The sequence below is a fragment of the Inquilinus limosus genome, from assembly GCF_002195995.1.
Taxonomy (GTDB): domain Bacteria; phylum Pseudomonadota; class Alphaproteobacteria; order DSM-16000; family Inquilinaceae; genus Inquilinus; species Inquilinus limosus_C.
This window is the reverse complement of sequence record NZ_NHON01000083.1, coordinates 20002-28898: the sequence shown is the minus strand read 5'-3', so window position 1 is coordinate 28898 and position 8897 is coordinate 20002. Positions and strand designations below refer to the sequence as shown.

10 protein-coding genes are annotated in these 8897 nt (G+C 71.4%); 6 read left to right on the top strand and 4 right to left on the bottom strand.

Features of this window, described 5'->3' with window-relative positions:
* The 4 genes from BWR60_RS28610 to BWR60_RS28595 all read right to left on the bottom strand — a co-directional run.
* The coding region (locus tag BWR60_RS28610) for a SctK family type III secretion system sorting platform protein (RefSeq protein WP_144445792.1) at window positions 1-551 on the bottom strand (551 nt) is incomplete at its 3' end.
* Window positions 548-1309, bottom strand: a complete 762-nt coding sequence (gene sctJ, locus BWR60_RS28605) for a type III secretion system inner membrane ring lipoprotein SctJ (RefSeq protein ID WP_088155434.1) — start codon at window positions 1307-1309, stop codon at window positions 548-550. The genes BWR60_RS28610 and sctJ, both read right to left, overlap by 4 nt.
* Before the next feature lie 57 nt (window positions 1310-1366).
* The gene (locus BWR60_RS28600; protein WP_088155432.1) at window positions 1367-1885 is read right to left on the bottom strand and encodes a hypothetical protein; all 519 of its coding nucleotides are present in this window, start codon (window positions 1883-1885) and stop codon (window positions 1367-1369) included.
* A gap of 54 nt (window positions 1886-1939) precedes the next feature.
* A complete protein-coding gene (locus BWR60_RS28595) occupies window positions 1940-2506 on the bottom strand; it encodes a secretin N-terminal domain-containing protein (RefSeq protein ID WP_088155430.1) in 567 nt (188 codons plus the stop codon).
* A 513-nt stretch (window positions 2507-3019) separates the two neighbouring features.
* Between BWR60_RS28595 and BWR60_RS36590 the strand changes: the two genes are divergently transcribed.
* The 6 genes from BWR60_RS36590 to BWR60_RS28570 all read left to right on the top strand — a co-directional run bounded on the left by BWR60_RS36590 (window position 3020) and on the right by BWR60_RS28570 (window position 8889).
* Window positions 3020-3328 (top strand): hypothetical protein, encoded by a 309-nt coding sequence (locus tag BWR60_RS36590; protein WP_144445791.1) that lies wholly within the window; start codon window positions 3020-3022, stop codon window positions 3326-3328.
* Between the two features lie 163 nt (window positions 3329-3491).
* Window positions 3492-4430, top strand: coding sequence for a SctD/MshK family protein (locus BWR60_RS28590; protein WP_179221990.1), 939 nt, complete (start codon window positions 3492-3494; stop codon window positions 4428-4430).
* A gap of 28 nt (window positions 4431-4458) precedes the next feature.
* Window positions 4459-4830: a hypothetical protein gene (locus tag BWR60_RS28585; protein WP_088155426.1), complete on the top strand. Its 372-nt coding sequence runs from the start codon at window positions 4459-4461 to the stop codon at window positions 4828-4830.
* A gap of 5 nt (window positions 4831-4835) precedes the next feature.
* Complete coding sequence (locus BWR60_RS28580; RefSeq protein ID WP_088155424.1) at window positions 4836-5180, top strand: tetratricopeptide repeat protein; 345 nt, start codon at window positions 4836-4838, stop codon at window positions 5178-5180.
* A complete protein-coding gene (gene sctV, locus BWR60_RS28575) occupies window positions 5177-7282 on the top strand; it encodes a type III secretion system export apparatus subunit SctV (protein WP_088155422.1) in 2106 nt (701 codons plus the stop codon). Before BWR60_RS28580 ends, sctV begins: the two co-directional genes overlap by 4 nt.
* Window positions 7283-7290: 8 nt before the next feature.
* Window positions 7291-8889 (top strand): type II and III secretion system protein family protein, encoded by a 1599-nt coding sequence (locus BWR60_RS28570; RefSeq protein WP_088155420.1) that lies wholly within the window; start codon window positions 7291-7293, stop codon window positions 8887-8889.
* The last annotated feature ends 8 nt before the right edge of the window (window positions 8890-8897 follow it).

Here is an 8897-nt window from a genome sequence, read left to right as displayed (position 1 = left end):
CCCTCCGGCCAGCGCTCCGGCGCCAGCCGCAGCCGCAGCCGCTCGCCGATGGCCGGGCCGGCCTCGCCGCACCAGGCCGCGAGGCACAGCAGCCCGGCGCGGTCGATCGCTTCCTCGACCGGCATCGCCTCCAGCCCGGTCAGCGCCGGGCCCGGCCTCTTGTGGCCGAGCCCGAAGGCATAGGCGTCGGCGCCGATCCGGCCGGTGACGCGGCGGATGTCGGCGCCGAGGACGATGGTGCGCAGCCGCGCCGCCAGCGCCGCGGCGCCGGCATGGCGGACGGCGCGGTCCAGATCGGCCGGCGACAGGCCGGCGATGCGGGCGGCATCGCCCTGCCAGGACGCGGCGTCGCAGGGCGCGAGGCCGAGGCGCCGGCGCAGCAGCTCCGACAGGCGCGGCTGCAGCCGCGGCGTGCCGAGCAGCCGCAGGGCTGCCGCCTCCGGCAGGTTCGGGAAGGCCCGGCCGAGCTGCGCCGGATGGGCATGCAGCGCCACCGCCCGGTCGAAGCGCCCCAGGGCCAGCCGGTCCGCGATCTCCGGCGGCATGGTCATTCGGCCGCTTGCGGGGCCGCGCCGCGGCGGCGCCAGATGCGCCAGCCGACGGCGCCGGCGACGCCGACCACGGCCACGGCGACCAGGGCCAGCAGCCCCTGCAGCCAGGGCGCGCTGGAGCGGTGCACCCAGAAGCCGGCGACATTGGTCAGCGGGTCGGCGACCGGCGGCATCGCCGCCTCCGGATCGGTCGGCAGGAACACGACCGAGACGTTCTCGTACAGCAGGCCCTTGATGCCGTTCGCCACCAGCATCTTGATCTCGGGCGTCAGCTTCGACAGGTCGACATCGGCGCGGTGGCGGATGACCACCGAGGCGGAGGAGGGGGTGGAGGCCACCTTCAGCCCCTCGCTGTCCGGCAGCACGACATGGACGCGGGCGGAGTAGACGCCGTCGATCTCGGAGATCGTGCTCGACAGCTCCTGGCTCAGCGCATAGATCAGCCGCGCCTGCTCCTCGACCGGCGACGACACCAGCCCCTCGCCCTTGAACAGGTCCGGGATCTTGGCATAGCGCTCACGCGGATAGCCGTTGCGGCGCAGCACGTCGACCGCGTCGGCGAAACGGTCCTCCTCGACCGAGACGACCAGGCCGCGATCCTTGGTGATCTCGCGCTCGGCCGGGATGCCCTGGTGCAGCAGGATCGCGACCATCTCGTTGGCCTCGCGCTCCTCCAGATTGCTGTAGAGCTCAACCTTGCAGGCGGCGAGCAGCAGCAGCGCGGCGAACGCGAGGGGCTTGACCCAGGGTTTGAGCAATTCCGGTCGACCTTTCTGAGAACCTGTCCAAGCCCGCCGGGATGGCCGGCGCCGCGGTCAGCCGCGCAGCAGGGTTTCCGGAACGTTGCCCAGTTGCCGGGCGGTGGTGGTGACGAGGGTCGTCCGCAGCATGCCGTTGTTGAACTCCTGCGTCGCCGCCCGCATCTCGCGCATCTGGCCCTTGAAGTCGACCTCCGGCGCCGCCTGCTGCGGCGCGGCGGCGGGGCCCGGCTGCAGGCCGGGCTTGGCCGCGCCCGGCGTGGTCAGCGACGCCGTCGTCTGCGTCGCCGGGGCGGGCTGCTTCTCGTCCAGCCGGGCGCCGAGGGCCATGGTGTCCTTGTGGAACCGCTGCAGCGAGTTGAGCAGCTGGTCGCCCATCGCCGCCGGGTTGGCCAGCAGCTTGGCCTTCAGGCTGGGGGCGTAGTCGGCCACCGATTTGTGCGCCGGCTGCAGCGGCAGGGCGTAGTCGAAGACGTTGGCGGCCTTCTGGTCCAGCGGCAGGGCGACGGGGACGACCGCGGCCTTGGGTTCGATCAGCGCCGGCGCCGGAAGAACGGAGGGCGAGATGACAACCATGGGATCAGCCTCGGCTCGGGAAACGGGTCGGGTCGATGGGGCGGCGTCGCGGCGTCATGATCCGGGCTTCCCGGTGCGGCCGCGCACGATGGTGGTCTGGAACTGGTAGGCCTGCTGCAACGCCTGCATGGTCTCCTTGACCAGGGCGACGTAGCGGGGCGGGCCGGAGACCAGCGCGACATTGGCGCTGGCCAGCGGCCGCGGCGGGAAGCGGGGATCGTCGAGCTTCAGGCTGGCCAGCGACGCCTGCAGCTCCTCGAACCGGATCGGGCCGAGCGGCAGCATCTCCGACACCGCCTCCTCGACCGTGGTGACGTACAGCACCTGGCCGTCATAGTACCATTGCAGGCCGAAGCTGGCGGCGAGGTGGTCGAGCAGCTTCTGCGGCGACAGCTCGGGCAGGCGGCCGCGCACCCGGCCGGAGACCTTGTCGCTGACCTTGACCGGGACGTCGAGGTTGCTGCCGAAGGCGGCCAGCACGTCGCGCACATCCTGGTCCAGCACGACATAGGGATAGGGCTTGTCCGGCCAGGGCAGGGCCCGGCGGCCCTGGGCCCCGGCCGCGTCGGTCGTGACGGCGGGCGCCGCGACCGGGGGCGTGGCGCCGGCGGGCGACGTCATGGCAGGCGGTGTCGCGATGATCCTGGGGGCCGGAGCCGCCGCCGCGACCGGCGGCTGCTGCGCCAAGGCCGTCCCGGCGGCCAGGGGGAGCCCGGAAACCAGGGCGAGCACGGCTGCGCTCCGCCGAAATCTGACGGACAACATTCCTGTGATCGCGTTGGTCCTGACTGCCATCCCCACCTGCATCAAGACGTTCTGCCGATTCGGCCGGGACCGCTGCCCGTGTCCCGCCCTCGTTTATAACCCTGCATAGCCGATGGTGCAAAAGCCAATCGAACCGCCCCTCCGGCCGAATCGGGGGACGGCGGCTGCAGATGCCGGGCAGACCTAAACGCTTAGATGGGATGGCAGGTTCCAGGCCTTTTGTTAAAGTTTTTCTTGTGGGGCAAATGGCACGAATCCGGGACATTGAGATTTCGAATTGCTTGACCTGACAGGATTTTGCGGGATAGTGCCGTTGTTGTATCGAGCGGCGAAGTGGGCCCGTGGTCCGGGCAGGCCGTGTGGCTTTGAATGAAGCAGGCGGTCGGCAATGGAACGATGCCTGATGCCGGCATGGATCGGCAGATAGGCTTTTATCCAAGGGCTTGGCGCTCTCATTTGCCGTGGTTTCGCAGTCCCGGGATCCTGAATTCGCAAAGGGGAGATCTTGAAATGGCCTCGACGTCCGGTAGCGATCCAGTCGCCGATATGAAGGCGCAGATGGCGGAGATCCGTAAGCAGAACGCTCAGGACTCCATCGACTCTGCTTGGGAAAACCAGAAGTCGAGCAAGGTCGACAAATGGGCCCAGGCGCTCCAGGAAGCGGCCCGCAAGGGCTGAGCCCGGACCCTCGTCCGGTTCCTGAGCTTCAACGCTGTCAGTATGGCGAGCGCGGCCGGCCTCGGCCGCGCTCGTTTTCGCCACTGATCGGGGCGCCGCGTGGGGTGGGGCCATGCTCTCGAAAGTCAAGGCGCTTGTCTCTGACAGTCCTTTTCAAGGGCCGATGCACCGGCTCTTCGGGCAGTCGCCCTCGGTCACCCTGTTCGTGGTCGAAGGGCCGAATGCCGGCACCGTCCAGAAGCTGACGCCTGCCGCCTACCGGGTCGGCAGCGCGCTCGAATCCGACATCGTCCTCGCCGACGAGGCGCTGGCCCCGGTCCACGCCCTGATCGACATCGGCCGCAACCGCGTGCGGGTCGAGCCCCTGGCAGGCGCCGTCACCGTGCCGGGGCGGGCCGGAACGACCGAGCCCGGCGGCGCCGTGACCCTGCCGCTTCCGGCCGAGCTGACGCTCGGATCCTCCCGCATCGTGCTGCGCAGCCCGGTGGAGGCGTCCATCGGCGGATCGCGGTTCCGCGCCGTCACGGTGACCGCCGCGCTGCTGGTGATCCTCGGCGGCCTGTCCGGGATCGCGCTCTCTTCCGGCGGATCGGGCGACGGCGCCGAGGGCCGAGCATCGGAGCAGGCCGCCGTGCCCGACACCGGCAAGCCCGCGGCGCAGACCGCCATGCTGGCGCCGGTCGTGCCGCGCCAGCAGACGCCGCAGGAGGCGCTGCAGTCGCGGATCGACGCGGCGCATCTCGACAGCGTCATCCTGGCCGCGAAGGGCAGCCGCATCGTCGCCACCGGCCGGCTGTCGGCCGAGGAGATGGCGCAGTGGCGCGAGATCCAGGCCTGGTTCGACCGCACCTTCGCCTCCTCCGCCCTGCTGGCGTCGGAGGTGGCGACCGGGGCCGCCAGCGGCGCGCCCGAGATCGTGATCCAGGCGGTGTGGACCGGCGACAACCCCTATCTGATCACCCACACCGGCTCGAAATACTTCGAAGGGGCGGATCTCGGCGGCGGCTGGTCGGTCGAGACGATCCGGTCCGACGCCGTCACCCTGCGCAGCCGGAGTGGGCAGACCTTCGTGATGGTCCTGACCGACCCCGCCAAGCCGTGAGAGCGACGTCGGGGAAGGGGGAAACGAGATGACGACGATCCAGTCCCGCACCGAGCCGCTCGACGGCGTCAGGCCCGGCCAGCAGCCCGACGGCATCACCGGCCGGCCGGTTCCCCCGATCGGCATGCCGGCGCCCCGCCGGGCCGGATCGGTCCGGGGCCGGCGCGACCGCGCCTCGCGGCTGCGCGAGGAGCTGCTGGACTACATCCGCCCGGCCACGGCGCCGGGCATCCATGCCGCCCCCGGCAGCCAGGCCGAGACCCTGGCCGACATCCTCGACCTGCTGCAGGCCGAGGCGCCCGAGGACCGGCTGGCCCGCTGGGGCAGCGCCGTGCTGCTGCAGGAGCTGCGCAAGCACGACCTGCTGCGCGCGCGGCTGAACGACCTGATCAGCGGGTGACGCGGATGAATTCTGCCCAGCGCGACACCCTGCATCAGCTGGTCTTCGACTATCTGCGGCACGGCCAGAACCGGCGGGCGCTGGCCCTGGCGATGCTGCTGGCCTCCCGCGAGGGGGAGGATGGCGGGGCCGACCCGGCGGCGCTGCGGGCGCTGGCCGTCGCCCTGCTCGCGGTCGGCCGCCCCGGCCAGGCGATCGAAATTCTCGACCGGCTCGACCGGGCGGAGCCGCCGGCCGCGGCCCGCCACCTGCTGCGCAGCCGGGCGCTGCACCAGCTCGGCGAGATCGAGGCGGCGCGGCGGGCCTTCCGCGACTATCTCGACGCCCCCGACCGGCGGGTGGCGGCATGACCGCGACCCGCGTCCGCACCCGCAGCTGGCAATCCGCCCTGGCCGCCGCAACCGGCCGGCAGGACCTGATGATCGTGGCCCTGCTGGTGGCGACCATCTTCCTGATGATCCTGCCGCTGCCGACCCTGCTGGTCGACGCGCTGATCGCCTGCAACATGACCTTCGCGGTCCTGCTGCTGATGGTGGCGGTCTATCTGCGCAGCCCGCTCGAGCTGTCGGTGCTGCCCTCGGTGATCCTGATCGCCACGGTGTTCCGGCTGGCGCTGTCGATCGGCGTCACCCGCCTGATCCTGATGCAGGCGGATGCCGGCGCAATCATCCAGACCTTCGGCGAGTTCGTCATCGGCGGCAGCCTCGCCATCGGCCTGGTGATCTTCCTGATCATCACCGTGGTCCAGTTCGTGGTGGTGGTGAAGGGCGCCGAGCGCGTGGCCGAGGTGGCGGCGCGCTTCACCCTCGACGCCCTGCCCGGCAAGCAGATGAGCATCGACGGCGAGCTGCGCTCCGGCGACATCGACCTGGCCGAGGCGACCCGCCGCCGCCAGGTGCTGGAGAAGGAAAGCCAGCTCTACGGTGCCATGGACGGCGCCATGAAGTTCGTGAAGGGCGATGCCATCGCCGGGCTGATCATCGTCGCGGTCAACCTGATCGGCGGCCTCGCCGTCGGCATGCTGCAGCACGGCATGTCGCTGGGCCAGGCGATGCATGTCTATTCGCTGCTGACCATCGGCGACGGGCTGGTGTCGCAGATCCCGGCGCTGTTCGTCGCCATCACCTCCGGCACCATCGTCACCCGCGTCACCACGTCGGACAGCCGCAACCTCGGCGCAGACATCGCCCACCAGATCGGCGCCAACCCGACGGCGCTGCTGATGGCCGCGGGGGTGGTGGCGCTGCTCGGCTTCATCCCGGGCTTCCCGACCCTGATCTTCCTGGCCATCGCCGCGGTCATGGCCGGCGGCGTGCTGCTGCGCCGGCGCCGCACCCTGCGCGAGGCCGGGGCCGCGGCGCAGGAGGAGGTCGCGCCCGACCCGGCGGCGGACGAGACCGTGACCCTGCATTTCGGCGCCGACCTGGCCGCCGGGCTGGGCCGCGCCCAGGGCGAGCGGCTGGCGCGCGACGCCGCAGAGGAGCTGGGGCAGGCGCTGGGCGTGCCGTTCCCGGCCGGCCGGGTCGGGCCGGCTGGAACGCTGCCGCCGGACGGGTTCCGCATCGACATCGACGGCGTCCCGGTCGAGGCCGGCACGGCGCGGCCGGGCCGGATCCTGCTGCGCGACGACCCGATGCATCTCGATCTTCTCGGCCTGACGGCGGAGACCAGCGAAGGAACCGGCGGCCAGGTCCTGCACTGGATCGACGACCGGCACGAGGCGGCGCTGGCGGAGGCCGGCATCGGCCATGCGACGGCGGAGGAGATCGTGGCCGAGGCGCTGACCCGGGCGCTGCGCCGCTACGCCCCCCATTTCCTGGGCATCCAGGAGACCATGGCCTTCCTCAAGGGCATCGAGGCGACGCGCGGCGACCTGGTGCGCGAGGCGCAGCGCAACCTGTCGGTCAACCAGGTCGCCGACGTGTTCCGCCGGCTGCTGGAGGAGGGCATCTCGCTGCGCAACCACCGGCTGGTGCTGGAGACGTTGGCCGAATGGGGGCAGAAGGAGCAGGACGTCGTCCTGCTGGCCGAATATGTCCGCGGCGGGCTGAAGCGGCAGATCTGTCACGGCCATGCCGATGAGCGGAAGATCATCCACGCGCTGATCCTGGAGCGCAGCGCCGAGGACGTGCTGCGCCAGTCGATCCGGCAGACCACGGTCGGGGCCTATCTCGCTTTGCCCGAAGGCCAGGCGGAGGAGCTGGTCGACACGATTCGCGGCCATCTCGGCCGGGTCGCCGCCGGCGGCCGCCCGCCGGTGATCCTGACCGCGCTCGATATCCGCCGCTTCCTGCGCCAGACCCTGATGCGCAATCAGGTCGAGGCGGTGGTGCTGTCCTATGCCGAGATCGCGCCGGACTACACGGTGCAGCCGGTGGCGGTGGTCCGGCTGACCGGCCGCCGCAACCGCCAGGAGGCGCAGACCGGGCCTGACCGGGCCGCCGCGGAGTGAGGGGGAAGATGGACCAGTCACGATTCCTGGCCCGATTGCGTCACGCACTCGCCGCCACGGCTATCCTGACCGCCGTCGCCGGCGGCATCCCGGCCGCCCTGGCCCAGGAGGCGCCGGGCATGACGGTGCAGCCGCTGCCGCCCCAGGCCCAGGCGCAGCAATCGACCCCGGCCGCCCCCGGCGAGACGGTGGTGACGCCGACCGAGGATGTCACGGCCATGCGGGCGCCGGCCACGCAGCCCAAGATCGTCACCCTGCCGCCGGGCGCCCCCGCCGAGCCGCCGCAGGCGATGCAGCCGCCGCCATCGGGCCAGCCGGGCGGGCAGGGGCCGATGATGCAGGTCCAGCCCGCGCCGCCGCGCCAGGCGCAGCCGGGGCTGACGCCCAGCCGGTCGCTGATCGAGATGAAGGTGGGGCAGGGCAACCTGCTGACCTTCGCCCTGCCGGTGCAGACCGTGCTGGTGGCCAACCCGAACGTGCTCGATGTCGAGATGGTGTCGGCCCGCTCGGCCTATATCTACGGCGTGTCGTCCGGCACCACCAACCTGTTCGCGCTCAGCAGCGCCGACCAGGTGGTGGCGGCCGCCAACGTCCGGGTCAGCCAGGACGCGGCGGCGGCGCAGCGCGAGGTGATGCAGGTGGCCCCGGCCTCCGGCGGCCAGATGGGCTACATCCAGGACCGGCCGGTGACCACCGGGACGGTGTCCGACCTGGGCAGCGCCATGAAGCTCGACGCCCTGGCCCAGCAGCTCGGCACCAATGCCGGCGGGTCGATGAACCTGAACACGATCAAGGGCTCGCAGCAGGTCGGCATCCGGGTCCGCTTCGCCGAGGTCCAGCGCACGGCGGTGGAGAATCTTGGCGTCAACTGGCAGGCGATGTTCGACATCGGCAAGTTCAACATCGGCCTGGTCAGCGGCGGCTTCCCGCCGGCCCTCGGGGCGGCCGGGACGGCCATCGCCGGCTACCATGCCGGCGGCAACAACGTCGATGCGGTGATCGACGCGCTGCAGCGGGAGGGGCTGGTCAGCATCCTGGCCGAGCCGACCCTGACCGCGGTCAGCGGCGAGTCGGCGAACTTCCTGGCCGGCGGCGAGTTCCCGATCCCGGTGCCGCAGGGCAACGAGACGGTGACGGTCGAATACAAGCAGTTCGGCGTGTCGCTGTCCTTCGTCCCGACCGTGCTGCCGGGCGACCGCATCGCCATGCGGGTGAAGCCGGAGGTCAGCGAGCTCAGCGACGACGCCCGGGTCGAGAGCGACGGCATCTCGGTGCCGTCGCTGATCGTGCGCCGGGCCGAGACCACGATCGAGCTGGCCTCGGGCCAGACCTTCGCGCTGGCCGGCATGTTCCAGCGCAACATGTCGAACTCGGCCGACAAGATCCCGGTGCTCGGCGACGTGCCGATCCTCGGCAAGCTGTTCCAGTCGAGCCGGTACAAGCGCAACGAGACCGAGCTGGTGATCCTGATCACCCCGTTCCTGATGAAGCCAGCGGAGACGCCCCAGGCGGTGGCGGTGCCGCAGCAGCGCACCGCGCCGACCGTGCGGCGGGTCCGCCAGACCCCTTCCATGACCGGCGGCAGCGCCGGCTTCGTGCTCGAATAGGACGCGCC